This window comes from Clostridium brassicae (assembly GCF_026738875.1).
Classification (GTDB): Bacteria; Bacillota; Clostridia; order Clostridiales; family Clostridiaceae; genus Clostridium_H; species Clostridium_H brassicae.
The window spans coordinates 1-23,495 of sequence record NZ_JAPQFJ010000018.1 but is presented as its reverse complement, the minus strand read 5'-3'; the positions used below and the strand labels follow the sequence as shown (position 1 = coordinate 23,495).

The window sequence follows — 23,495 nt, the reverse complement described above, 5'->3', positions numbered from 1 at the left end:
TTACTTCAATCCCTCACAAAGATTTTTTAAAAGCATAGTTGTTGTCATAGCTCCTACTCCACCAGGAACGGGAGTTACAAAAGCAGCCTTTTCTATAACCTCATTATATATAACGTCTCCTTGGATTTTACCGTCTATCATAGTGGTACCAACATCAATAACAACTGCATTTTCTTTAACATAATCTGCTGTTACAAAGCCTGGTTTTCCTATAGCTGCAACTAAAATATCTGCTTTATTACATATTTTTTTTAGATCTTTAGTTTTTGAATGGCATATAGTTACAGTAGCATTTTCGTTAAGCAAGAGCTGTGCTATTGGTTTGCCAACTATATTACTTCTTCCTATAACTACTGCATTTTTACCTTCAAGCTCTATATTACTGCTTTTTATCAACTCAATTATTCCCTTTGGAGTACATGGTATAAAACACTTTTCTCCTTTGTAAAATTTCCCTGTACTGATTGTACTTAATCCATCTATATCCTTCTCATAAGAAATTTTCTCTGTAACATAATCCTCATTTATATGCTTAGGAAGTGGAAGTTGGAGAATTATGCCTTGTACTTCAACATCTTCATTTAATTTTTCAATAATTTCTAGCAACTCTGCTTGACTTACATTCTCTTCTAAGTGAATGCTCTTAACTTTTATACCTAGTTTTTCACATAGCTTATTTTGATTATTTACATAATAAACTGACCCACCATCATTGCCTACTAATATATTGGCTAGACATGGAGGGTTATAACCTAGATTTAACTTGTTATTAATTAATATTTTTATATCTTCTCTATATTTTTCCGCAATTTTTTTGCCATCTAATTTTTTTCCCATGATAAACCCTCCAATATCATTTTATCTTATTTTATTTTTAGATAGATTAATTTTCAAATACTTTCCTAATTGAATCCTTAAAACCCATTACTTCTTTTTTATCATATTCCCAAGTACTCCATTAATAAATGCTGGTGAATTATCATCAGAATATTTTTTTGTAAGCTCTATAGCTTCATTAACAGAAACTTTATCAGGAACATCATCTAAAAACATAATTTCATATGTTGCAAGTCTAAGTATGGACATATCTATTTTGGATAATCTATTTAATTTCCAATTTCTTAGATTGTTTTCAATTTCACTATCAATAGTTTGAATATTTTCTTTAATCCCTTGGATTATTTTCGTAATATATTCAAAATCAACATCTTGTAATTTAATTTCTGTATTTTCCTTAAATCTCTCAAGTATGTACTTATATTCTTCCTTATTAATAGTCATTTCAAATAATAATTTCATTGCTATTTCTCTTGATTTTCTTCTGTTCATAAATTCCTCCTATATTGGGTCTGACAATATAAATTTTATTCTTATCTGAATTATTGTCAACATTTTATTTTTTATTCCTTTGTTAATAAACATGGAAACACCCTCTGTTTTCAGAGGGTGTATTTATTATTCTTCTTTATTACTATCATTTGCTTTAGGAAGCACAACATCTTGTATATAAACATTAACCATTGAAACATTAAGACCTGTCATAGATTCAACAGACTTTTTAACATTTTGTTGAACCTTTTGAGCTACTTCATGAATCTTTACACCGTATCTAACTACGACATATAAATCTATAGTAGCACTTTCTTCACCTACGCTTACTTTTACACCTTTAGATGCATTTTTCTTCCCACTTAACATTTGAGTTATTCCACCAACTAAGGTAGCGCTCATTCCTTCTATACCATCTATTTCTGAAGCTGCTAAGCCAGCAATAACCTCTACTACTTCATCAGATATTTTTACAATTCCCATCTCTATTTCATTTTTCATATCTTCATTCATTTTTGTACCTCCTTTGCTACTATTTTTCAAAGAAAATTATTGTTATGCTTATTATAGCAAAGACAGTATGATTTTACAAATATATTTATTGTTTTACTTGAATTTCTACATCCCTAACTTGTGTTACATCCATTACTACATCTTGAATCTGTTTCTTTTGCTCATCTGTTAGTTTCTGAATTGTTTTTAAAATAATAGTAACTTTATTTTCTCTGATATAACAAAGAGTGTCTTGATAACCTTTCCCTTGTAAAACACCTTCAATTTGAGATTGTTTAGGGCCATTTAAAGCTAATTGTGCATATTTTTTAGATAATTCTGCTCTTTCCTCTTTTGCTGTATGTTCATCATCTATCAATGACTTTAATGTTTGAAGAGCGGTAGATTGCTCATTATCCCTTATTATCTGCTGTTCTTTAAAATAACTGCTTGAACTACTTTTGCTTGAAGTACTTTTAGCTGAGGTATTCTTGTTTGAGTTATCAGTAGAAACAGTATCTTTCCCATTTGAAATATCATTTCCAGCTACATAATCTAAATCTGAATTTAATTTTGTAGCTAATATTCCCATACAAACGATTAAAACCAACAAAACACTAATTATAACACCTTGTTTTTTATTCATTTATACTCCTCCCATTTTCTATATGTTATTAACCTTTCTAAGAGATTAATATGCAATATTTTATGAATATATGTTATTTTTTCATAGGATAAACATTAACTTTACTTTCTTCTAAGCTAAATAAATTAATTATGGCGTTTCGAATTTGAAGCTTTATTAATTTATCATCTGCTCCTTCCGCTACAACACATACTCCTGTGACATTAGCATTATTCTTTTTAATTATCAAAGGTTCAGTACCATTTCCATTATTCATCATTACAACTGTTCTTCCATCATTTTTTTGAGTTGTCTTCCTTGTTCCACCCTCTACATCTTTTTCTTCTGTGAGGCTTGTAGAGTCATTTATATTGAACGCTGGTACTTTTTCTTCACCTCCTTTAAAATAAATCATTACTTTTACCCTTCCAACACCTGAAATATTTTCTAATATTTCTTTAAGCTTTGTTTCCATCTCATATTGCTCATTTTTATATTTAGTGCTAGTATCCTCAGTAGCATCCTTATCCTCTTTTTTCTCCTCTGAAGCAACTTTATTTCCCTTAGTACTACCTCCATTTAAATTAAAGGTACTAGTATTTTTAACTGTGCTTCCAAATATAGCTAACAGTATGCCTACTAAAACAAGTATAACTAAATTTGTAATGTACTTTTTACCACCTACATCTTTGGTTTTCCCTAAAATTTTATCCATATCAAATTTGAAAAAACCTTTTTTACTCATTTTTTCACCTCTTTTAATTTTATGGGTTATCCAATACTAAATTGTGTGAACTTTGATTTTACTTTTAGGTATATTCAAGGCAACACTCAAATAATCTTTTATATCATCACATTTTTTATTATTTGACACGTCTGATTTTTCTGGCCCCTTAGAATCCCCAATCTTAATCTTTTTAATTTTTTTTATTTTTTTATCTGTAAATCCCACATTTACTAAATCTATCACAAAGTTTTCTTTTTCTTTATCAAAACTTACATCTATTAAAACTTCATAATTATCTTTTGGAAATTTTTCTTTTAATTTATCTAAGCATATTTTTTCAAGGTTTTTTGAGAAAACACTAGCTGTATTATCTATATTGCTAATTTTATATTTATCATAATTTTTTTTATAATTTTTATTTTCAAAATATTCATAAGCTGTATCTACATAGCTATTTATATTAAAATCTTTATCAAAAATTTTAATTATTGGGTTCATAATAACAGTTATCAAAATTAATCCTAAAACAAATTTCGCATATTTTTTCATTTTATTATTAGGAAGAATCATTTCAACAGCTGTAATAAAAAATACGGCTGTACAAATATTTATTATCCATATTTTTATATATTGCAACAAATATAATCCTCCCTTCTAACCACCTATAACAATTTTTCCTGCTGATGCAATTATGGATACCATAATGAAAAACATAACAGATATACAAATAAGACAGGAAGTTATAAGTATAAGAGAATCGCCTGCTGAAGTAATACACTTAACTAATCTTTTATCACTAACAGGTTCAATCAATGCAGCTGTTATTTTATATACCAGAGCCATTATACTCATCTTGATTAAAGGAAAAACTATTATTACAATCATTATTATTAGCCCAATACTACTTAATGCATTCTTTAAAAGCAAAGAGTACCCTGCTACAGTTGATATAGCATCTGATAAGCTCTTACCCACTATTGGTATAAAATTATCAATCGCAAACTTCACAGTTTTCTCTGCCACTGCATCTATTGTGGAAGATGTTATTCCTCTTATAGTTATAATCCCTATAAATATTGTCATAAGAATTCCTTGCATCCATAGTGCTCCTTTATTTAGGAGTTTAGATAATCTGTCTATCTTATGTTCTTCTGAAATATTATTAACAAACTCCACAACAAAAGACATACATATAATAGGTATGATTAAATCTACAAACACCCTTGCACTAATATTTATTACTCCAATTACTATAGGATCCATAATTGCAGCTTGTGTAAATCCTCCTACACTAGCTAAAAGCATTAGTAATACTGGAATTAATGCTGCCATAAAATCAGTCATACTTTTTATAGCATGCTTAGCAGTGGATACTCCTATATAAAAACTTTTTGTCATTAAAATTATCAGAAGAGCATAACATGCAAAATACGCTATATTTGATAAATTCCCATTGCTAAATGCATTTTCTAAGTTACTAATCAAAGCACAAATTATACATATTACAACTATTGCAGACATTAACTTTATACAGGCTGTTACTTCTTTAAATCCATAGCTTGTCAGAGCTTTTATAATTTTTTTACTAGAGAATTTTCCATCTCCAGTTTTCATATATTGCTTAACATAGTCCTTTACATCAATGTCATTTAAAATTTCATATTCTGTTTTCATATTTGTCATATAATCATATAATTGTTCAACTTGTGCATCTTCCTTAGTCTCAGTAATAGGCTCCTTTGCATAAGCTTGTACATTAAAAGTGATTACTAATAAAAAGATTCCCAGTATAAATAATATTTTTTTCATCATAAATTACCCCGTATCTTTTTTACATAATCTTTAATATTCCCTGTAATACTGCCATTAAAATAGGAATTGCAAGAACTAATATCAAAATTTTACCTGCAAACTCTACTTTTGAAGCAAGGCTTCCTTCTCCTGCGTCTCTACATATCTCACTGCAAAAGGAAGCAAGATAAGCAATTCCTAATATTTTAAAAACAACATTTAAATATACAAAATCGATATTCGCTTTTAACGCAAGTTCCTGTAATAATTGTAAGACTGATGTTACTTTATCTATCATAAATATAAATATTAAAATCCCCGCAGCAAGGCTTATATGTACGGCTAAATCACTTCGTTTGTTTTTGATTACCAATATAATTGACAAAGCTACAAAAGCAAATCCTACAATTTTCACTATTTCCATATAAAATATTCCTCCTAAAATTGGAACAGAGTTTTAACCGTACTAAATAGTTTATTTATAAGATCAATTACCATCATCAATACAATCACGATACCTGCCAAGTTTGCTATTACTGCATAATCATCTTTTCCTGTTGTTTTTAAAACCTTATCTAATACAATTATTACTATACTAACCGCACCTATTTTGAATATTAAGTTAACATCCAACAATTTTCCCCCCTATAAAATCATAATTACTAATATGGCTCCAAATGAAAAGCCAAGATATCTATACATTTTTGTATTTTTTTGCATAATACTATCAGCATCTTTTATTTGCTTTTTTATGTTGTTAATAGTTAGATTCATTATACTTCTTTGACCTTCTATATCAGATTCTCCTAGGGTTCTAGCCATGTCCATAAGTACATTTATATCTTCTTTTTTTAAACTAATTAAGTCACAATTACCTTGAAAACTCTTTTCAAACCCCTCATATACACTATCTACCTTATTATCACTTAAAAGTTTCGAGACCTGACAAAATATATAACTTATTGGTTTATTACATTTTTCACCTACATGGAAAAATATTTCTGGTAATGATGTTCTTGTATATACAATTTTGTTTTGTAATACGTAAAGGGCTTGTTCAATTTCTTTTAATTGTAAAAGCCTATTCTTTAAATTTTCTCCTAAGATAAATCCTATTAAAGTACATCCTCCTAGTATAAAAATACATCCTAATGTTTTTAAAGCCATTTCATCTCCTCCAAAGTTTATCTTTTTTATCAAAATCATAGATATACTTTATTTTTCCTACCTCTTTAGAATCACTAAGAACGATCGCTCTTTTAAAAACATTATTATCTAATATATCTTTAAAAACTCCTCGCATATATAAATCTTCAATTCCAAACCCATGTATTGTAGTTATTAGGTTTACCCCTGAATTCAATGCTGTAAGTATACTTTCTATATCCTTATAAGTTCCTATTTCATCACAAACAATAACATCTGGAGACATACTTCTTACTGCCATCATAATACCTTCACTTTTCAAACAACTGTCTAATACATCAGTCCTTATGCCTACATCCATTTGAGGTACACCATTACTGCATCCAGCAATTTCACTTCTTTCATCTATTACACATATTTTTTTACCTGATAACCTCATACCATTGTTCATTCTCATTCCATTAGATAAATTCTTTGTTATATCTCTTATCAGAGTGGTTTTGCCGCATTTAGGTGGAGATATAACTATAGTATTTAAAACTTTATCTTCCTCCACTATTGAAGGAATTATTTCATTAGAACATCCTATAATTTGCCTACATATTCTAATGTTTAATGATGCTATATTTTTTATTGTTTTTACCTTATCTCCTTCCATTACACAAGACCCACAAATACCTACTCTATGACCACCTTTTATTGTTATATATCCATTCTTTATTTCTTCTTCAAAAGCGTAAATAGAGTAATTACTCATTCGTTGAAGAATAATTCTCACATCCTCTTCTGTTATAATATATTTAGTAATAACCTCTTTCTTTCCAAGGTAATACTGCAGAGGCATTTTTATTTTAATTCTTATCTCTTGCATATTTTCTATTCCATTTATATTCTCTAATTGTTCTCTTATACTTTGTGGTAAAATATAAAAAACATCTTTAGTATTCATTTTTTTCCTCCTCCCTTCTTATTAAATTTTTATTTATATTCTGATGAAATTATTCCAAATAACATAAATATAAATTATTAAAATATAAAATTTAATAAAAAAACTATATAAATTAAGAAATCATTTCCTCTCTTAATTTATATAGTTTCTAAAATTATTCTAATTTTTAAAGATAGTATTAAGCTACTTATGAAGAATTTTAAAGATAGTATTTATATTTTTAAAATAGACATAAAAAATAAGTTGTCAGATGATTTATAATTACAAAATTATCCGACAACTTATTTTAGTTCACAGTAAACATTACATAGATATTATCTTTGCGTTTTTACTTTTTAACTGATAACTATGTCTTGTTCACTAAATATAATCATATCTAAGACTAATATAATATTAAAAATATTCTTAATAATTTTCAACAAAAACTTCAAAATAGCCCTGAGGATGAATACAGGATGGACAAACTTTAGGAGCTTCTTTACCTTCATAAATATATCCACAATTAGAACATTTCCATAAAATCACTTCATCTTTCTTAAACACTTGATCATTTTCTATATTTTCTAAAAGTTTTTTATATCTTTCTTCATGTCTTTTTTCAACCTTGCTTATATTATAAAAGGCTTGTGCAATTTCATCAAAGCCCTCTTTTTTTGCTACTTCTGCAAAGTGAGGATAAAGCTCTGACCATTCCTCATGTTCTCCATTTGCTGCATATTTTAGATTTTCTACTGTAGTTCCAAGTCCAGCTCCATAACAGGCAGTTATTTCTACCCCATCATTCTGCATATCATTATTTAAAAACTTTAGAAAACGTTTTGCATGTTCTTTTTCATTTTCTGCTGTTTCCATAAAAATATTGGCTATTTGAACATATCCTTCTTTTTTGGCTGTTGATGAATAATAAGTATACTTTGTTCTTGCTTGACATTCTCCTGCAAAAGCTTTCATTAAGTTCTCAGCAGTTTTAGTTCCTTTCAATGTTTTCAATTTCACCACTCCTCACCCTATAAACTATTTTGCTTCACTAAGTTTTTTATTTACATCATCCCAATTTATAAGATTCCACCAATTATTAATAAACTCTGGTCTTCTATTTTGATATTTCAAATAATATGCGTGTTCCCATACATCAACAACAAGTATTGGTATACTTCCCCATTGTGTCAAATTTTGATGTTTTTCAATTTGTAAAATTTCTAATTTATTAAACATTCTATTCCATACAAGAGCACACCATCCTGAGCCTTCAACAGCGGCTGCAGCTTTAGTAAACTGTTCTTTAAAGCTTTCAAAACTTCCAAAGAATTCATTTATTTTCTGTGCAACTTCACCTGTTGGATTTCCTCCTCCATTAGGTTTCATATTCTCCCAAAAAATTGTGTGTAATATATGTCCACTACCATGAAATGCCAATTCTTTTTCCCAATGCTTTACTAATGAAAAATCACCTATTTCTCTTGCCTCTTTGAGTTTAGTTTCTGCACTATTAAGTCCATCAACATATCCTTTATGATGGATGTCATGATGAAGTTTTACTGTTTCCTCATCGTAATATGGCTCTAATGCATTATAATCATAAGGTAATTTAGGTAAAGTATGACTCATTTTAATGTCCCCTTTCTATCATTAAATTTATATTATTAATAGTATTAACAAATTAAACAAAAATAAATTATATTTATTAACCAAATTTTAAGTTTTATTGTATAATTTAGATTACTTAAATTCTATAACATTAGATAATTATTGTCAACATTTTTAAATTGTTTGTTATTTATTTTTATTTGTTGATAATATATGTTTATAAATAATATAATCAAAAATACTGTTTAGTGTTTATTTTGTCAAAATTCAGACAATTAATTATTTTTAATAGAACATAGAAAACTTATCTAATCTAAAAAGCATTCTTGCCTTTATAGTAAAATTTTGGTAAAATAAAATCATTAGATATTTACGTATTTATTAAAAAAAGATGGAGTTAATGTGAATGGATAATAGAGATTTTTTTAATAAACTTGCTTTTCAATGGGATGACATTTCTCATCATCAACCTGAAAAATTTAAAAAAAATTGTAAAATTAGCAAACATTCAAAATAAATGTAAAATAATTGATATCGGTACAGGCACAGGTGTTATGTTAGAATATCTTTTAGATACAAATCCTCAAAAAATAGCAGCCATAGATATTTCAGAGAATATGATAGCTATTGCCAAATCAAAATATAAGGACAATAGAATATCATTTATAAATGAAGATATACTTAACTTTAAAGAAAATGGCTATGATTTTGCCATTCTCTACTCTGTATATCCACATTTCAAAAATAAAGATATTCTTTTCAAACAAATTTCAAATTTACTAAATAAAAATGGGAAAATAGTTATTGCTCATTCTGAAAGTAAAGAAAAGATTAATTCTGTTCATTTTCGTAGTCATACTATTAAAAACGATATTCTTTCTCCAATTGAAATCACCTTTAAAATTATGTCAAAATATTTTAAAGTAGGTACAATGATTGACAATGAAGAAATGTACTTTATTGATGGAATTAAACTATAACAATAATAAAAATACTACCCTTAATAAGGGTAGTATTTTTATTATTGTGGTGGGTGGCAATTACCACAAGGTCCATATCCTTGAGATTTAGCCTTTTCTAAACTTATAGATATTTTACTTTTCTTTAAAGATGAGCATCCATTTACATGATATTTTTTACCTGTATTAGTTATATAAACTCCAACCCCTTTAGTTTGAGGTATTTGAGATGAACTATTTCCTGTAGCTAAAATCCTGTTAGATTTATTATTTTTGCTTGTAGAATAGGTATCTGTTTTTTTAGTTTTCTCACTAGTGTTTTTAGTTGTATTACTGTTTCCATTGTAATTATATGTTCCAGGTTTTTTATCAAAAGTTATTTTAGTTCCATCACTAGTAGCTACTACAGTTCCACATTCATCAGTTCTATATGTAGTGATTTTTTTATTTTGTAACTTAATCATAGTTTCCTTATGTGGATGTCCATAGTCATTTCCTTTTTCACACATAATTACTGCATATTTAGGATTAACTTTAGCTAAGAAAGCATCTGTAGTTGATGAATGGCTTCCATGATGTCCAACTTTCAAAACATCTGCCTTAATATCAAGTTGTTTTTTTAAAATTTCTCCTTCACTTATAGATTCCGCATCTCCAGTAAATATAAATGAGTTATTACCATACTTCATTTTTATTACAATACTATAGTTATTTAAATCTTGATAACTTGAATTATTGGGTGCTAATATACTCCAGGTGGCTCCACCTAACTTATAGTTATCTCCCACTTTTGGTGCTGTTACTTTCATGTTTTTATTTTGTACCGCTGTTATAACATCTTTAAATGTTTTGGTTGTAGTACTGATTTTAGGCATCAATATTTTATCTATATTGAAAGTCTTAATTACTACATCTAATCCTCCTATATGATCCTCATGAGGATGAGTTCCTATGACATAATCCAGCTTAGATATTCCTTGCTTTTTAAGATAATTTACCACTAAATTTGAGTCAGCATTATTTCCTGCATCTATTAGCATATTATGTGAATCTTGTTGAATTAAAATACTATCTGCTTGTCCTACATTAATATAATGTACTTTTAGCTTACCACTTATATTTGTAGAATTTTTATCTGAATATGATAAATCTCCATTCTTTTTATTAGAAGTATCTTGTGTCACAATACCTTGTTTTTCTTCAACCTTTTTTGAACTGTTTTTACTATTGGAATTACATCCAACTAAAGAGATTATAAAAATAAATATTGTAATTAAATTTAAAAGTCTTTTCTTGTTATTTGCCATACTCGTACTCCTTAAATTAAATCATCTAAATATATAATTTCATTTTTAAATTACTGTTTTTTATATTATTTTTAAATTTTTTCAATAATTCTTAAATCGTATCCAACGTTTTAAAAGTATATCCTCTATTTTTCCATTCATTTATTAAAGATTCTAATATCTCTGTATTAGTCTTAGATATTGCATGTAAAAGCATAATCCCCCCATTATGAGTTCTTTTTAAAATTAAATTTTTAGCATATTCATTAGAAGGCTGTTTTTCAGGCTCATAATCTTTATATGCAAAACTCCAAAAAATAGTTTTATATCCAAGCTTTTGTGTATTATATAATGAAAGCTCGTTATATGCTCCCATTGGAGGTCTAAAAAATTTGTCCATCTTTCTTCCTGTAATTTGCTCAAAGGTCTTTTCAGTAGATAAAATCTCATTATTAAATTTTTCCTTATTAGTTTTAGCTAATTTAGCCATTGAAAGATGACTTTTTGAGTGATTTCCCACTAAATGCCCTTCTTGAACCATTCTTTTAACTAAATCTTTATTTTGCTTAATATATGGTTCTGTTACGAAAAACATAGCTTTTACTTTATTTTTCTTTAAAGTATCTAATATTTTAGGAGTATACCCATTTTCATATCCTTCATCAAAAGTCAAATATAATGCCTTTTCATCAGATTTACCTACATAATAAGCATCTTTATTTTTTATTATAGATAAAACTTCTTTTGGTTCTTCTGGCTGTATGCCTTTATCATTAGGAATAAAAAACCACTCTCTATCCTTCATATTAAACTTACTTGTATCAACCTTTTCTTCTTTTTTAGCAGTTTTTACTTCATTTTCGTTTGCTTGTTTATTTTTATTTAATCCTTGTTTTTTCTCATCCTTTTCTGTTGCTTGTACAGTTCTATCATTATTCTTCTCACTTTTGGTGGGTATATTCTGTGATTGCACAGATTTATTATTTTTAACCTCTCCAGTCTCTTTTTCTTTATTGGCACATCCCATTAGTGCCAAAGCTAATCCTAAAGAAATTAGTCCTATAAGAAACTTGCTTTTCATTATGTCACCTTCTTATTATAATTTTTCTTTTACAATGTTTTTTATATAAACTATCTTTCGATTTTATTATTATTTTAAAATATTTATAGATTAATTACATTACAAAGTTATGACATTTTATTACTTTATATGTGTAATATAGCTCTTGCAATGGAAAAATACACCATAAGAGAAGCGGCATCAACTATAGTTGTTATTAATGGGCTTGCCATTATAGCTGGATCAAGTTTTAGCTTTTTAGCTATTATAGGAAGAACTGCCCCTACAATTTTAGCTAAAACTACTGTGAAAAGTAAAGTTATACATACAGTAACTGATATATATAAAGATACTTTTTCTATAAAATATATCCTTAGAAAATTTATAAAAGATAAACTTATTCCAACAATTAAGCTTACTCTTAATTCTTTCCAAATTACTTTTAATGTATCTTTAACTTTAATTTCTCCTAGAGCAATGCTTCTAATAACTAAAGTTGCTGATTGTGATCCTGCATTACCGCCTGTATCCATAAGCATAGGAATGAATGCAGTTAATATTACTACAGATTGAAGTACATCTTCAAATTTTTTTATTATATGTCCAGTAAAAGTAGCAGATACCATAAGAATAATGAGCCAAACTAATCTATTTTTAGCTAAAGTCCAAACTCCAGTATTTAAATATTCTTCTTCTGAAGGGGAAATAGCAGCCATTCTCTGGAAATCCTCTGTATTTTCTTGATCAATAACATCTACTACATCATCTATAGTAATAATTCCTGTAAGCCTATTTTCTAAATCAACTACTGGTAACGAAATTAAATCATATTTTCTAAATACTCTAGCTACTTCTTCTTGATCCTCATTAGTATTTACATGAACTATATCTTTTTTCATAATGTCTTTAATCTTTATATCGTAATCACTAAGTATAAGCTTTCTTAAAGATATTATTCCATCTAATTTTCTTCTTTTACCTGTTACATAACATGTATAAATAGTTTCTTTATTTAATCCAGTATCTTTTATATGACGTAAAGCCTCTTCCACTGTCATATCTTTTTTTAGATCTACATACTCTATAGTCATTAAACTTCCTGCTGAATAATCAGGATAATTCAAAAATTCATTTATAAGCTTTCTTTCCTCTACATTAGAGTACTTAAGAATCTTTTTTACTACATGGGCCGGCATTTCTTCCAATAAGTCAATCATATCATCAAAATATATTTCTTCTATTATGTATTCTAATTCCTTATCTGTAATAGAAGATATTATTTTTTCTTGTGATTCACTACTAATATAATTAAAGACTTCGGCCGCTAAATTTTTTGGTAACATTCTAAAAACTAGTATTGCTTCTGAAACATCTAACTCTTCAATTAATTCTTCAATTAATTCCCCAATGTGTACAGAGTTAAAATTTATTATTGTTTTTCTTACTTCTGTATATCTTTTTTCTTTGATAAGATATACTATATTTTCCAAATCCTTTTTCATTTAACTCAGCTCCCACTAACACCATATCTTTGATAGTTATGGTGTTTTTTATTTTATTTTTATAATACTTGTCTATATTCGGACTAGGACCACTATCCATAACTATCACCTTCTTTAAAAGATATTTTGTAGAGAAAGCTTAAATAAACTTAGATCCCACTATTTAAGAGGAATTCTAAGTTTTTACCATATTTAAATATTAACATAAGAATAATATTATGACAAATAGTATCATACTTTATCATATGATATAAGATTAATAATTGATTATACTTTTTATAAAAAATCCCATAACAATCCTGTAACTTATGGAATTGTATGTGATAAAGAGTTACTTGATTTAATATAAGCTGTAGATAATAAAGGTTCTTTAAATATGGATAATATTAGAAAAAATATTCACCCTAACCTTTGTTCAATAATACTAGTTAAATGAAAAAAAGGATTAGTGCTAATATGATTTATAGCTCTTTTTAAAACACATCTTCCTGATAAAAAACTATTATAGTTATTAATTTCATTTGTATAGAAATAGATCATTTTTCATATACTAAATTTCGTGTGAAGAATCAAAATAAAAGGAGTGTTTTGAATGGGTATAGCAACTATGACTGTAAACAATTATCAAAAATGTATCGATGAATGTAATAGATGTACTCAAGCATGTTATGAATGTTTTGAGGCATGTATTAATGAACCTGATTTAAATAATAGAAGAAGTTGTGTGAAAATGCTCATTGAATGTGCAAAGATGTGTGAAATGTCAGCAAGCATTATGTCTATGAATGGGCAATTTGCAAAAGAACATTGTAAAATGTGTGCTACTGCTTGTGATTCATGTGCTAAAGAATGTGAAATGTTTACAGATGAACATTGTAAAAAATGTGCACAAGAATGCCGTACATGTGCAGATGAATGTAGAAGAATGTCTACTATGTAAACAGTCTGTAAAAACAGTTGGTAATTTTACTATTACTGACTGTTTTTTTGTTTTCAAATTAATTATTTTCTCTATAAAATCTGAAATTTTGTTTTATTGAAAATATATATTTTTTTATTAGTTTCTTCACATTTTCTACATATCTCAATGATATAATGTTCATATAGAAAATTAATCAATATCCATCCTTAAATTGATTAATAGTCTTTGGTAAATATGATTTCTAAAAAATCTACATTCATCCTTACTTAATAAAAAGAAGTCTATTTTTTATCTAGACTTCTTTTTATTATTTTGTCTTTTAAAACCATACTACAAAATTTACACACCTTTTTCTTTACTTGTTTTGGGTATTGGCTTTTTAGATGTATTTAAGTTACAACAATCTAGCTTTCCATTTCCAAATGATTTTTCATTTTCTTTTACAATTTTCTTTACGCTGTTTTTAAAATATTCTTTTATAAAGTTTTTCATAATATATTTCCCCCTCAATAATTGTTTTATCTATTACAAAGTAATTAATTATAATAATATTTGTTCTATCGTTATACTAATAGATACTTAAATTTAAATAAAATACTTATTTCTTTAAACTTATAATAACTAATTGTTATGAAGATTGTATGAAAACCTGTTATAATTGGAGAAAATATTTATCTTTTTAATAAAAGAATTAGAAATAAAAAAGATAGACTTTATAGTCCATCTCCTTATCTTATAACTCTTTTAATAGTTATATAATCTTATTATTTTAGAGAAAACTTTTATACTTTTTACTTTTTATCATTATTAAACATAGCCATTAATTCTCCAAATGGATTGTTTATATCTTTTTCTGCTTCTCTTTTCATTTTATTCATGTAATTTTGAACTTCTCTTTTATTTATTTTATCATTCTTATTATTAAATCTCTTATTAAATGATGATGCTTTTTGTCTAAAGTTGCAATTTGTATTTGTACAAACGTAAATTTGACCTTCCCCATGTCCCCTAAGCTCTAACCTTTTTTTACACTCCGGGCATCTTGCATTAGTAAATTTACTTATATTTTCTCTATGGCCACACTCTCTATCCTGACATACATTCATTACTCCATGCTTACTTTTAACTTCTAGCATATACTTGCCACATTTAGGGCATTTTTTGCCGGTAAGATTGTCATGCTTAAACTTATCGCTGCTTTTCTTAACATCTTGAACTAATTCAGTTGCATATTTTTTCATTTCCTCTGTAAAATTTCTTGGATTTTTCTTGCCTTTGCTTATAAGTTCTAGCTCAAGCTCCCATTTAGCAGTCATTAACGGTGATTTCAATTCCTCTGGCACAAACTCTATAAGCTGCTTTCCTTTTGATGTAGGTAATATTTCTTTTCCGTTCTTTTCTATATAGAACATATTAAATAGTTTTTCGATAATATCAGCTCTTGTAGCAACGGTTCCTATGCCACCAGTTTCTCCTAATGTTTTAGCAGAAACCTTATCTACAGCTACATATTTTTGAGGTTTCTCCATTGCTGATAATAAAGTACCTTCATTAAATCTTGCTGGTGCTTTTGTTTTAAGCTTCTTACTTTCTACTGATGTTATGCTTAATTTATCACCTTTTTTAATTATGGGTAACACTTGACTATTTCTTTCATCCTCATCCTCTGCTAAATCATCAACTCTATCGTATACCTTTTTCCAGCCTTTTGATTTTATTACATTTCCCTTTGCAACAAAAATCTCATCATTAATACTTACTTTTATAGTAGTTTGTAAATATTCATATGGTGGTAACATAACAGCTAGAAATCTTTTAACTACTAAATCATAAATATGTTTTTCTTCATTACTTAAAAGAGATATTTTCCCTCTTTCTTCTGTTGGAATTATTGCATGATGGTCACTTACCTTACTATTATCTACAAAACCCTTATGAGCATTTATCTTACTATTTAGTATTTCTGTGGCACAAGTTTTATAACTACCTATTGAAATAGCTCTTAGTCGTTCTGGTAATGTAGCTACTATATCAGTAGAGATATATCTAGAATCTGTTCTAGGATAAGTTAATATCTTGTAATTTTCGTATAGTCTTTGCATTATAGACAATGTTTGTTTAGCTGAATATCCAAAAATTCTATTGGCATCTCTTTGTAGCTCTGTTAAATCATATAATGCAGGGGCAAATTGCTTTTTAGCACTTTCATTAACTTCAACTACATTTCCTTCTTTATTCTTTGTTTTTAAAAGAATTTTATTTGCCTTATCCTCTTCAAAAATATTACTATTATTGTTTTTATCTCTCCATTGAAGTGTAAAACCTTTAGTCTTTGCATTTATTACAAAATAATCTCGTGGTTTAAAATTTTTTATTTCTTCTTCACGATTAACTATCATAGCAAGCGTTGCTGACTGTACTCTACCTGCTGTTAATTGAGCATTATGCTTACAAGTAAGAGCTCTTGTAATATTTAAGCCTACAACCCAGTCAGCTTCTGCTCTACATTGTGCTGCCTTATATAAATTATCGTACTTTGATGAAGGTCTTAAATTTCTAAAACCTTCTTTAATAGCCTTATCTGTTTGTGAAGAAATCCAAAGTCTTTTAAGTGGTTTTTTTACTCTTGCTTTGTCAATTATCCATCTAGCTACCAATTCACCTTCTCTTCCCGCATCTGTTGCAATCACTATTTCACTAACATCATTTCTTTTCATTAAATCCTTAACTACGTTGAATTGTTTTCCAGACTTTTTAATTACAACAAGCTTCATTTTTTCAGGAAGCATAGGCAAATCTTCTATTTTCCATTGCTTATATCTATCATCGTATACTTCAGGATCTGCAAGAGTTACTAAATGTCCTAAAGCCCATGTAACAATATATTCTTTTCCTTCCATATAACCATTTCTTTTTTCTTTGCAATTTAAAACTTTTGCTAAGTCCCTTCCCACTGATGGCTTTTCTGCTAATACTAAAACTTTTCCCATATATTTTTGTCCTTTCATCGTCCTATAGTGTATATTTAACAACTTTAAAATAGTATACACTAAATACTAATTTTATGCTAACTTCTTATATCTAGTTAACTCTATTCCTATTATTATATAACTGATAATTTATAGAAAATTAAGAAATAATTAAGAAATTTGCATTTTTTATTTTAATAATTATCTTGTATTATTATAAACATAAATAAAATATAATCGCTTATTAGGGGGAATATTATGGGAAATTTTATAGAAAAAATATGCTTTATAAAAGAATACATTTTAAATTGGAAAGTAATAGGCGCAATATCACCAAGTTCCAAAAAATTAGCATACAAAATGGTAGAAAATATAGACTTTCAAACTGCAAAAAACATAGTTGAATATGGTCCTGGGACAGGAGTTTTTACAGAAGAATTAGTAAATCGAAAAAGAAAAGGCACTAAACTTTTTGTAATCGAATATAACTTAAAATTTTATAACATATTGAAAGAAAAATATGGTCATATAGAGGATGTTTATATAATAAACGATTCTGCAGAAAAAATAGATATTCATTTGAATAAATATGAAGTTTATAAAATAGATTACATTGTATCTGGATTACCTTTTGCTAGCCTTGAAAAAGCTACTTCTATAAATATACTAAAAAAATCTAATGAATTGTTAAAAGAAAATGGAAAATTTATAACATTTCAATATACCTTATTAAAAAAAGATTTTATAAATAAGTTCTTTTTTAATATAGAAACTAGTAGAGTTATGAAAAACCTTCCTCCAGCTTATGTACTTTCTTGCGATAAGCTGTCTTAGTAACTTAAACGGATTTCTAAAATTTATGTGGGATTTTTAGATTTATCTGAATATTAAAAATTTCTACAATAAATCATATACATAAATAAATAGGTACTACATATTATTAATTCCTTATAGTACCTACTATTTATATTTATTTCATTTTTAAAAGAATATAAAAGTCCATATCTTTTACAATAATTGTTTCTGATGAAACATTTTTTGTTACACCTATATGATTAAAAATGACTTTAATTTTTACTTTATTATTTTCATCCATAAAAGTCATATCTTCACTTGGTACTGAGTCTAATCCTATCTGTTCTTTATATTTATTATAAACTAAATTTGCATATTCATCTAACCTTTTACTATAAACCTTATTTTTCTCATAAAAAACTTCAAAAGAAAATGTATCCCTATTGTATATTATTTTGATTAAGTCATTGACTTTTGTTTCATTATTCAAACTCATTATGTTAAATAAATAGTCATAGCCATTAACATTTACAGGTTTCTGAAAGCTATTGCTATTGTAGTATATATAATCATTACCTATACCAGTACCTACACTCGTAAATTTAAATCCAAATACATTCTTCATATCATTAATATTAAATTTATCAGGAAGATACTTTACATTTTCTAGACTATGATTATTCTTAAAATATTTGAGTATCATACTTATTTGAGTTTTATCATTTTCAGAAACATTCTTATTAGAATTTATATTCTTTTTGTCTTTTAACATATTGTTTCTTAATAAAATTTTTTCTAACCTTTTATTTTGACTGTATTTAGATAAAGAATAACTACTAAACGGACCTAATACTGAATTTAATACTATTATAGAAAGAGATATAGGAATAACTATATTTTTAAGTTTTTTATTATTAATAGAAAAATAGATCATAATTCCTAATATCCATATTCCAAGTACAACTACAAAATACCTTTTTTCCGTTATCCCATAAGCTTTTATTCTAATTCCTATTGAACAGAACATCATTGCCATAAGAGGTAATATAATTTTAGGAAACCATAGTGCGAAACTTCGGGCTAAGATGCTTTCATTGTTTATTGGATATATAAAGAAAATTACCCCTACACTTATTAACGAATACCATAACACCAGATGAGATACAATACCTATAGGCCATTTCATTGTAATTACAACTTTTGCAAAGTATACATATAATATGATTGTATAAACTGAAATTAAAGGTATTACTATATATAAAATGAGTATTTTAAAGGCTTTTGGGTAATTAGATACTTTAAATTCATCTTTTTTAAAAGGTAATTTTCCTAAAAACAAAGATAAAGCAAAGACTAACGCCGTAAACAAAAACATATAATAATAAATTTTTCCTGGTATGTGTATATAAAAAAGCTTATCTATAGAAAAAACTATAGCTGAAATTCCCAAAAACAATACAAAAGAATATATAATTGTAAGAAAAAATTTCGAGATTACTTTTATAACATATAATTCATAATAGTCTTTATTTCCTATCCATAGTATATACATAAAAGATATATACAAAAACAAACTAACTCCCATGTATCTTGTTATACTCACCATATTAAATTCTTTAAGAAAGAAAGTATAATAAAATACTAAAATTATCCCATCTAATATATATAAAATACCTTTAAACTCTTTTTTTAATTCTTCTTTTTTTTCAATTATAAGTTTTATACATAAAGATAGAGGTATTCCAAGGGCTATAGTCATATTAATACGTCTTAGGTTATTCATTGTAACATTACTTAAAAAATTTTGTTTTTCAGACATAATTATAAGCATTATTGTTAACATCGTAGAGAAGCCTATAGTTAAGGGAAATCTTTTAATACTATTGTAAATTCCTTTTAAATTGTTTTTTGCTACTGACTTAAATTTCATTTTTCATCACCTTCCTAAATTGATGAACTAAATAATTAAAAACTCAGAATTGAAATATAAATTAGCAACTCTTCTTATATATAATAAAGTATCTACTATTAATAGATACTTTATTATACAAATACTTATATTTTATTTTATAAATTAATATTTAAGGTTAAATTTTAAAATCCAACTTCTCTTTTGGGTCTTACACTTAAGTCTATAATATCTTTAGAATCATAAAATTTCATAAATCTTTCTCTTCTCTTTCTTAATGTTATACCATCTACAGCCATTCTATCAGCCAATACACCACAACTGTCTTTCAATATTTGTTCATAAGGTTCTTTCCCAACAGAATAAAATATTTTAAATCCTTTAGACTGAAGATATTTTAATTTAGAATCTGATGACTTTACACTAAAACCATGAGGATATACATATATAGGGGTTTGTCCAATCAGAGAAGCCACTTCTCTTTCCCACTTATCTGTGTCTATTTTAAATTTGTCTAAAGGCATTTTTTGTGTATTATTATGCCCATAAGAATGTGAAGCAAAACTCCATCCAAGCTTTTTTAGTTTATCAACTACTTTTTTAGCTTCCTTTCTTTCTGATTCATAATTTTTAGAACTAAGATCAGTAGAATAACCTAATATTCCTTGATAACCCGTTAAAGCTATAGTAGGTCTAGCTCCATTTAAACTAAATTCAGGATGAATTTTTATAAACCCTTCTATTATAGGTATAATTTCATTATCCTTTGATATTTTTTCTTCTTCATTATCACCCTTGGTGAAAGTTGCTATATCTCCCTTTGAATCTAATATAATTTTATCACTGGTTCCTCCTCTCATTCCATCATTATAAGACAAATCGTCTACTGACATAATAATTGGTTTTTTCCCCTCTGGAATAAGTAATTCCTTTCTTCTCATTCTCTTTTGTCCATTTTGTTCATATTCTTCATAGACATCTTTTATATTTACTAAAATATAATCTTTATCATAGATAGACTTTAAAATTTTATTAAATTCTCCTACAGTTATAAACCAATCGTCAAAATTATTACTTCTTTTATCTCCATTAAAGGCTACTTCAGGATTTGAGATTAATGGATGAAAAAATATATTTTCAATAGATCCTTTCCATGGCTTTTTTTTGATATTTTTTTGTGTTGATATTTCCCCATTTCCCCCTATTCTTTGTGTTTTTTTATCACTATTTGTTTGTACAACTTTACTACTATGTACTAATTTTGCATCCTGTTTTCCAAGATTAAACCCTAAAAATATAGAACCAATAAAAACAAATGTAAAGATTATACCTGCAATAACTTTTTTATTCAATTCTATCACCTCAAAATTTGCATATTATACTTCTAGCACCATAATAATACAAGAAAATTTGTATATATAAGTTACAATTGTTTAACAATTAATATTATTTTTCTTTTTAATATTATTCATTTTTAAGTGATCCTATTTACAAATAATAAGAGCATCCGTTTGTAGATGCTCTTACATAAAAAATTTATTTTTTATAACTTAATCCCATAAGTTTAAATCCACCTATTATTCCAAATACAAAACCACTCCAAGTAAGCATTCTATAAATTGTTGAATTGCTTTCAAATTTTATGGATAATAAAACTAAAATCAACCCTAATAAAAAAATTATTAAAGGATTATATTTTTTTAATGTTTTCATAACTCTGCACCTTTCTAAATGAAATATTATTAGTAAAAATTAAATCATTTATGTACCTTTGTCCAAACTTATTATTTACAGCAAATATTATAGCATACTATTTTATTTATTGAAAATGAATTCATTTTTATTCTTACAGATAATACACTTACCCATATATCTGTTTTTTTAAGTCCATAAACAAATGTTAAGCTATCTTCAATACATACAATGCTCACTTAAATTTCACCTTTTCTTATCATATTTTTAAAAGTTTTGCTACATTTCCACCTAAAACTTGCTCTATAACTCCTTTATCTTTACAAACCCTTTCTATTGAAAATTTGGATACTATTAAATCTCCATAAGGAATATCTGAACTAAACAAACATTTTTCAGGAAGTTCTTTAATTGTCATACTTAAAGCTACAGTAGTATAAGAAGCTGATAAATCAATATATACATTTTTAGTTCCTTTTGTCCTTTTAATTACATCAAGCCAATTAACGCCACCCAAATGTCCTATTATTACAGGTACATCAGGATACTGCTGAGCTAAATTAAATATTTCCTTTATATCATCTGAATTCAAAGGCCAAAATGCATGAATCCAAATTGGTAAGTTAGAAAAATCATGTGAAGCTTGAAATACAGTTTCTAAACTTCTTACTTTACCTGTAGCTACTGAAAATTCTCCAAGACCAATAAATCTATTTTTAATTACATATTCTTCTATCCATGAAGCAGTTTTTTCATAATCTAAACCTACTGGCACACTACCAAAGCCATAAAATTTTGATGGATATTTATCAATAATCTCCTTTTGTTCCTTGATTGAAGCTATTTTTGTTTCAATAGAATTTTTTCTACCAGAAATGATTTCGTATAACTTATTTAGTTCCTTTTCAAATTCACCTAAACTATTAGTAACTTCCGGATGTATAGAAGTAGAAAACAATATAGTTTTATCAACTCCGGCTTCATCCATTAAAGAAATATGTTTTTTAACTGGCAATATAACATGTGCATGGCTATCAATTATCATTTAGTATCACTCCTTATAAATATTTCATATATGAAGTATTTTATTAAAAGAAAAACCTTATTCTTTATTAAGGCTTTCTTCTATCTTCGCAAGTAAACAATATAATGTTTTCTGTTCTTCCTCTTCCAGAACACTATACATATCAATTAAAAATTTTTGATATACACTCTCCATAGTCTCTCTAACATCAATTCCTTTTTGAGTTAGTGACACCAATGTCTGTCGTTTATCTACTGGATTCTTAAAAGTGCCAACAAGCTCTTGCTTTTCCATTCTTCTTATTATTGTTGTCATATTACTTGCAACACACTTTACTTTATTCGTTAATTCAGACATAGTAATGCTTCCTTCAAGTGGAATGTTCCTTAGAACCCCGAACTGAACTCCTGTAGCACTATATCCAGAGGTTGAATGAACAAAATTTTCAACTGAAACATCATTAATATGGCGAATTTTCATGTAAATATCACGTAATAATTCTTTTGACATATTTCACCTCTAAATTACTTCATATATGAATTATATTTATAATAAGGCATATTTTATATTTTGTCAATTAAAATAAAATAGGTCTTTTTTCTTTTCTGATTGATATATGATAATGTCTTAATATAACACATGTGATTATGTCCCAAATATAAATTTTAGTATACAATAAACCTCATAACTTGAAATGAGGTGGACATACTGAGAAAGGTTGCTTTAAGAAT

At 26.9% G+C, this 23,495-nt stretch carries 28 protein-coding genes; 3 read left to right on the top strand and 25 right to left on the bottom strand.

The window, feature by feature from the left end; genetic code table 11:
• From OW729_RS15190 to OW729_RS15130, 13 genes are all read right to left on the bottom strand, one after another.
• Positions 1-837: a bifunctional 5,10-methylenetetrahydrofolate dehydrogenase/5,10-methenyltetrahydrofolate cyclohydrolase gene (locus OW729_RS15190; RefSeq protein WP_268062401.1), complete on the bottom strand. Its 837-nt coding sequence runs from the start codon at positions 835-837 to the stop codon at positions 1-3.
• Between the two features lie 87 nt (positions 838-924).
• Entirely contained in the window at positions 925-1,329 is a 405-nt protein-coding gene (gene nusB, locus OW729_RS15185; protein WP_268062400.1) for a transcription antitermination factor NusB, read from the bottom strand.
• A gap of 126 nt (positions 1,330-1,455) precedes the next feature.
• The gene (locus tag OW729_RS15180) at positions 1,456-1,842 is read right to left on the bottom strand and encodes an Asp23/Gls24 family envelope stress response protein (RefSeq protein WP_268062399.1); all 387 of its coding nucleotides are present in this window, start codon (positions 1,840-1,842) and stop codon (positions 1,456-1,458) included.
• 85 nt (positions 1,843-1,927) lie between these two features.
• Positions 1,928-2,467, bottom strand: coding sequence for a SpoIIIAH-like family protein (locus OW729_RS15175; protein ID WP_268062398.1), 540 nt, complete (start codon positions 2,465-2,467; stop codon positions 1,928-1,930).
• Between the two features lie 73 nt (positions 2,468-2,540).
• On the bottom strand, positions 2,541-3,191 hold the full coding sequence (spoIIIAG, locus tag OW729_RS15170; RefSeq protein ID WP_268062397.1) for a stage III sporulation protein AG: 651 nt from the start codon (positions 3,189-3,191) through the stop codon (positions 2,541-2,543).
• A 36-nt stretch (positions 3,192-3,227) separates the two neighbouring features.
• Positions 3,228-3,812 carry a stage III sporulation protein AF gene (gene spoIIIAF, locus OW729_RS15165; protein ID WP_268062396.1) on the bottom strand — a complete coding sequence of 195 codons (585 nt, stop codon included), beginning with the start codon at positions 3,810-3,812 and terminating at the stop codon, positions 3,228-3,230.
• Between the two features lie 15 nt (positions 3,813-3,827).
• On the bottom strand, positions 3,828-4,982 hold the full coding sequence (gene spoIIIAE / locus OW729_RS15160; protein WP_268062464.1) for a stage III sporulation protein AE: 1,155 nt from the start codon (positions 4,980-4,982) through the stop codon (positions 3,828-3,830).
• A 22-nt stretch (positions 4,983-5,004) separates the two neighbouring features.
• On the bottom strand, positions 5,005-5,388 hold the full coding sequence (spoIIIAD, locus tag OW729_RS15155; RefSeq protein WP_268062395.1) for a stage III sporulation protein AD: 384 nt from the start codon (positions 5,386-5,388) through the stop codon (positions 5,005-5,007).
• A gap of 14 nt (positions 5,389-5,402) precedes the next feature.
• Positions 5,403-5,600 carry a stage III sporulation protein AC gene (spoIIIAC, locus tag OW729_RS15150; protein WP_268062394.1) on the bottom strand — a complete coding sequence of 66 codons (198 nt, stop codon included), beginning with the start codon at positions 5,598-5,600 and terminating at the stop codon, positions 5,403-5,405.
• A gap of 9 nt (positions 5,601-5,609) precedes the next feature.
• Positions 5,610-6,131, bottom strand: a complete 522-nt coding sequence (gene spoIIIAB, locus OW729_RS15145) for a stage III sporulation protein SpoIIIAB (protein WP_268062393.1) — start codon at positions 6,129-6,131, stop codon at positions 5,610-5,612.
• A gap of 1 nt (position 6,132) precedes the next feature.
• A complete protein-coding gene (spoIIIAA, locus tag OW729_RS15140) occupies positions 6,133-7,059 on the bottom strand; it encodes a stage III sporulation protein AA (RefSeq protein WP_268062392.1) in 927 nt (308 codons plus the stop codon).
• A 405-nt stretch (positions 7,060-7,464) separates the two neighbouring features.
• Positions 7,465-8,049 carry a rubrerythrin gene (rbr, locus tag OW729_RS15135; protein WP_268062391.1) on the bottom strand — a complete coding sequence of 195 codons (585 nt, stop codon included), beginning with the start codon at positions 8,047-8,049 and terminating at the stop codon, positions 7,465-7,467.
• Between the two features lie 24 nt (positions 8,050-8,073).
• Positions 8,074-8,667 carry a superoxide dismutase gene (locus OW729_RS15130; RefSeq protein ID WP_268062390.1) on the bottom strand — a complete coding sequence of 198 codons (594 nt, stop codon included), beginning with the start codon at positions 8,665-8,667 and terminating at the stop codon, positions 8,074-8,076.
• 443 nt (positions 8,668-9,110) lie between these two features.
• Here OW729_RS15130 and OW729_RS15125 point away from each other — a divergent pair, with 443 nt between their 5' ends.
• Positions 9,111-9,626 (top strand): class I SAM-dependent methyltransferase, encoded by a 516-nt coding sequence (locus OW729_RS15125; RefSeq protein WP_268062463.1) that lies wholly within the window; start codon positions 9,111-9,113, stop codon positions 9,624-9,626.
• A gap of 41 nt (positions 9,627-9,667) precedes the next feature.
• Here OW729_RS15125 and OW729_RS15120 read toward each other — a convergent pair whose 3' ends face one another.
• The 4 genes from OW729_RS15120 to OW729_RS15105 all read right to left on the bottom strand — a co-directional run bounded on the left by OW729_RS15120 (position 9,668) and on the right by OW729_RS15105 (position 13,553).
• On the bottom strand, positions 9,668-10,912 hold the full coding sequence (locus OW729_RS15120) for a ComEC/Rec2 family competence protein (RefSeq protein WP_268062389.1): 1,245 nt from the start codon (positions 10,910-10,912) through the stop codon (positions 9,668-9,670).
• 91 nt (positions 10,913-11,003) lie between these two features.
• On the bottom strand, positions 11,004-11,972 hold the full coding sequence (gene pdaA / locus OW729_RS15115; protein WP_268062388.1) for a delta-lactam-biosynthetic de-N-acetylase: 969 nt from the start codon (positions 11,970-11,972) through the stop codon (positions 11,004-11,006).
• Between the two features lie 125 nt (positions 11,973-12,097).
• Complete coding sequence (gene mgtE / locus OW729_RS15110) at positions 12,098-13,441, bottom strand: magnesium transporter (RefSeq protein ID WP_407647692.1); 1,344 nt, start codon at positions 13,439-13,441, stop codon at positions 12,098-12,100.
• On the bottom strand, positions 13,371-13,553 hold the full coding sequence (locus OW729_RS15105) for a hypothetical protein (protein WP_268062386.1): 183 nt from the start codon (positions 13,551-13,553) through the stop codon (positions 13,371-13,373). Before OW729_RS15105 ends, mgtE begins: the two co-directional genes overlap by 71 nt.
• Positions 13,554-14,045: 492 nt before the next feature.
• Between OW729_RS15105 and OW729_RS15100 the strand changes: the two genes are divergently transcribed.
• On the top strand, positions 14,046-14,393 hold the full coding sequence (locus tag OW729_RS15100; RefSeq protein WP_268062385.1) for a four-helix bundle copper-binding protein: 348 nt from the start codon (positions 14,046-14,048) through the stop codon (positions 14,391-14,393).
• A gap of 321 nt (positions 14,394-14,714) precedes the next feature.
• Here the strand turns inward: OW729_RS15100 and OW729_RS15095 are convergent, their stop codons facing one another.
• Entirely contained in the window at positions 14,715-14,867 is a 153-nt protein-coding gene (locus tag OW729_RS15095; protein WP_268062384.1) for an LDCC motif putative metal-binding protein, read from the bottom strand.
• A gap of 299 nt (positions 14,868-15,166) precedes the next feature.
• The gene (locus OW729_RS15090) at positions 15,167-17,365 is read right to left on the bottom strand and encodes a DNA topoisomerase III (RefSeq protein ID WP_268062462.1); all 2,199 of its coding nucleotides are present in this window, start codon (positions 17,363-17,365) and stop codon (positions 15,167-15,169) included.
• Positions 17,366-17,602: 237 nt separating this feature from the next.
• Between OW729_RS15090 and OW729_RS15085 the strand changes: the two genes are divergently transcribed.
• Positions 17,603-18,178, top strand: coding sequence for a class I SAM-dependent methyltransferase (locus tag OW729_RS15085; protein ID WP_268062383.1), 576 nt, complete (start codon positions 17,603-17,605; stop codon positions 18,176-18,178).
• Between the two features lie 136 nt (positions 18,179-18,314).
• Here OW729_RS15085 and OW729_RS15080 read toward each other — a convergent pair whose 3' ends face one another.
• From OW729_RS15080 to OW729_RS15055, 6 genes are all read right to left on the bottom strand, one after another.
• A complete protein-coding gene (locus OW729_RS15080) occupies positions 18,315-20,069 on the bottom strand; it encodes a DUF4153 domain-containing protein (RefSeq protein WP_268062382.1) in 1,755 nt (584 codons plus the stop codon).
• A 164-nt stretch (positions 20,070-20,233) separates the two neighbouring features.
• The gene (locus tag OW729_RS15075) at positions 20,234-21,400 is read right to left on the bottom strand and encodes a polysaccharide deacetylase family protein (protein WP_268062381.1); all 1,167 of its coding nucleotides are present in this window, start codon (positions 21,398-21,400) and stop codon (positions 20,234-20,236) included.
• Between the two features lie 184 nt (positions 21,401-21,584).
• Positions 21,585-21,761 (bottom strand): hypothetical protein, encoded by a 177-nt coding sequence (locus tag OW729_RS15070; RefSeq protein WP_268062380.1) that lies wholly within the window; start codon positions 21,759-21,761, stop codon positions 21,585-21,587.
• 71 nt (positions 21,762-21,832) lie between these two features.
• Positions 21,833-21,979 (bottom strand): hypothetical protein, encoded by a 147-nt coding sequence (locus OW729_RS15065; protein ID WP_268062379.1) that lies wholly within the window; start codon positions 21,977-21,979, stop codon positions 21,833-21,835.
• 20 nt (positions 21,980-21,999) lie between these two features.
• Complete coding sequence (locus OW729_RS15060) at positions 22,000-22,785, bottom strand: amidohydrolase family protein (RefSeq protein WP_268062378.1); 786 nt, start codon at positions 22,783-22,785, stop codon at positions 22,000-22,002.
• Positions 22,786-22,842: 57 nt separating this feature from the next.
• Entirely contained in the window at positions 22,843-23,244 is a 402-nt protein-coding gene (locus tag OW729_RS15055; RefSeq protein ID WP_268062377.1) for a MarR family winged helix-turn-helix transcriptional regulator, read from the bottom strand.
• Positions 23,245-23,495 lie beyond the last annotated feature (251 nt).

Bases quoted from the DNA above. Each gene is read 5' to 3' on its own strand.
- spoIIIAA (WP_268062392.1), bottom strand. From the start codon at position 7,059: ATGAATACTAAAGATGTTTTTTATATTTTACCACAAAGTATAAGAGAA.
- OW729_RS15095 (WP_268062384.1), bottom strand. From the start codon at position 14,867: ATGAAAAACTTTATAAAAGAATATTTTAAAAACAGCGTAAAGAAAATT.
- OW729_RS15090 (WP_268062462.1), bottom strand. From the start codon at position 17,365: ATGGGAAAAGTTTTAGTATTAGCAGAAAAGCCATCAGTGGGAAGGGAC.
- OW729_RS15190 (WP_268062401.1), bottom strand. From the start codon at position 837: ATGGGAAAAAAATTAGATGGCAAAAAAATTGCGGAAAAATATAGAGAA.
- OW729_RS15105 (WP_268062386.1), bottom strand. From the start codon at position 13,553: ATGGATAGTGGTCCTAGTCCGAATATAGACAAGTATTATAAAAATAAA.
- OW729_RS15100 (WP_268062385.1), top strand. From the start codon at position 14,046: ATGGGTATAGCAACTATGACTGTAAACAATTATCAAAAATGTATCGAT.
- spoIIIAG (WP_268062397.1), bottom strand. From the start codon at position 3,191: ATGAGTAAAAAAGGTTTTTTCAAATTTGATATGGATAAAATTTTAGGG.
- OW729_RS15060 (WP_268062378.1), bottom strand. From the start codon at position 22,785: ATGATAATTGATAGCCATGCACATGTTATATTGCCAGTTAAAAAACAT.
- OW729_RS15055 (WP_268062377.1), bottom strand. From the start codon at position 23,244: ATGAAAATTCGCCATATTAATGATGTTTCAGTTGAAAATTTTGTTCAT.
- spoIIIAE (WP_268062464.1), bottom strand. From the start codon at position 4,982: ATGAAAAAAATATTATTTATACTGGGAATCTTTTTATTAGTAATCACT.
- OW729_RS15085 (WP_268062383.1), top strand. From the start codon at position 17,603: ATGGGAAATTTTATAGAAAAAATATGCTTTATAAAAGAATACATTTTA.
- pdaA (WP_268062388.1), bottom strand. From the start codon at position 11,972: ATGAAAAGCAAGTTTCTTATAGGACTAATTTCTTTAGGATTAGCTTTG.
- OW729_RS15130 (WP_268062390.1), bottom strand. From the start codon at position 8,667: ATGAGTCATACTTTACCTAAATTACCTTATGATTATAATGCATTAGAG.
- nusB (WP_268062400.1), bottom strand. From the start codon at position 1,329: ATGAACAGAAGAAAATCAAGAGAAATAGCAATGAAATTATTATTTGAA.
- OW729_RS15120 (WP_268062389.1), bottom strand. From the start codon at position 10,912: ATGGCAAATAACAAGAAAAGACTTTTAAATTTAATTACAATATTTATT.
- spoIIIAB (WP_268062393.1), bottom strand. From the start codon at position 6,131: ATGGCTTTAAAAACATTAGGATGTATTTTTATACTAGGAGGATGTACT.
- OW729_RS15070 (WP_268062380.1), bottom strand. From the start codon at position 21,761: ATGAAAACATTAAAAAAATATAATCCTTTAATAATTTTTTTATTAGGG.
- spoIIIAD (WP_268062395.1), bottom strand. From the start codon at position 5,388: ATGGAAATAGTGAAAATTGTAGGATTTGCTTTTGTAGCTTTGTCAATT.
- OW729_RS15080 (WP_268062382.1), bottom strand. From the start codon at position 20,069: ATGAAATTTAAGTCAGTAGCAAAAAACAATTTAAAAGGAATTTACAAT.
- OW729_RS15175 (WP_268062398.1), bottom strand. From the start codon at position 2,467: ATGAATAAAAAACAAGGTGTTATAATTAGTGTTTTGTTGGTTTTAATC.
- OW729_RS15180 (WP_268062399.1), bottom strand. From the start codon at position 1,842: ATGAATGAAGATATGAAAAATGAAATAGAGATGGGAATTGTAAAAATA.